General features: G+C 71.5%; 2 protein-coding genes. Both read left to right on the top strand.

Translation table 11 applies throughout. The features are described from left to right. A partial coding sequence (locus GJ693_RS16265; RefSeq protein ID WP_197042308.1) for an aspartate/glutamate racemase family protein occupies positions 1-184 on the top strand: 184 nt, incomplete at its 5' end. Further along, the coding region (locus tag GJ693_RS16260) for an alcohol dehydrogenase catalytic domain-containing protein (RefSeq protein WP_156257256.1) at positions 181-947 on the top strand (767 nt) is incomplete at its 3' end. The genes GJ693_RS16265 and GJ693_RS16260, both read left to right, overlap by 4 nt.

The raw sequence follows: 947 nt of genomic DNA, 5'->3' as shown, positions 1-947 counted from the left end.
CGCGCTGGCCGGCGAGGCGGCGCGGCTGGCGGCGGCGGGGGCGGAAGTGGTGATCGCCGCCTGCACCGAAGTTCCATTGCTGCTGGCCCAGGCCGACGTACCGGTGCCGCTGATCGATTCCACCGCCGCGCTGGCCCGCGCCACATTGGCGGCAGCGCGTTTGCCCGATAGGCTGGACGCATGAGCACCACCAAAGCCGCCGTACTCGATGCCATGGGCGCCGCCCGGCCCTATGCCGCCAGCCGGCCGCTGACGCTGAAGACGCTCGACTTGGCGCCGCCGGGGCCGGGCGAGCTGCTGGTGCGCATCGAAGCCGCCGGCCTGTGTCACAGCGACCTGTCGGTGGTGAACGCCGATCGGCCGCGGCCGATGCCGATGGCGCTGGGCCATGAAGCGGTTGCCGTGGTGGAAGCTGCCGGGCCGGGCGCGTGGTTGCAGCCGGGCGCGCGCGTGGTGATGGCCTTCCTGCCGGCCTGCGGGCACTGCAGCGCCTGTTGGTCCGGTGAGCCATGGCTGTGCGGCAATGGCGCAGCGGCCAATGGCAAGGGCGAACTCCTGGGTGGTGGCTTCCGCCTGTCGGACTGCGGCCATCCCGTGCACCATCACCTCGGCCTGTCGGCCTTTGCCAGCCATGCCGTCATTGATGAGCGCAGCTGCGTGGTGATTGATGATGATATCCCGGCCGAAATCGCTGCTCTGTTCGGTTGCGCGGTGCTGACCGGCGTTGGCGCGGTGTTCAATTCGGCCGTGGTCCGGCCTGGCGAAAGCGTGGCCGTCTGGGGTCTCGGCGGCGTCGGCCTTGCCGCCCTGCTCGGGGCCGTTGCAGCGGGTGCGGAGCCGGTGATCGCCATCGATCCGGTGCCGGAAAAGCGCGCGTTGGCGCTTGAACTCGGCGCCCGCGCGGCCGTTGCACCCGACGAGGTGGCGGCCGCCTTCGCCCAGCACGG

This window comes from Sandarakinorhabdus oryzae (genome assembly GCF_009733735.1).
Lineage (GTDB): Bacteria > Pseudomonadota > Alphaproteobacteria > Sphingomonadales > Sphingomonadaceae > Sandarakinorhabdus > Sandarakinorhabdus oryzae.
The sequence above is the reverse complement of the archived record's forward strand: the minus strand, read 5'-3'. Positions and strand labels throughout refer to the sequence as shown.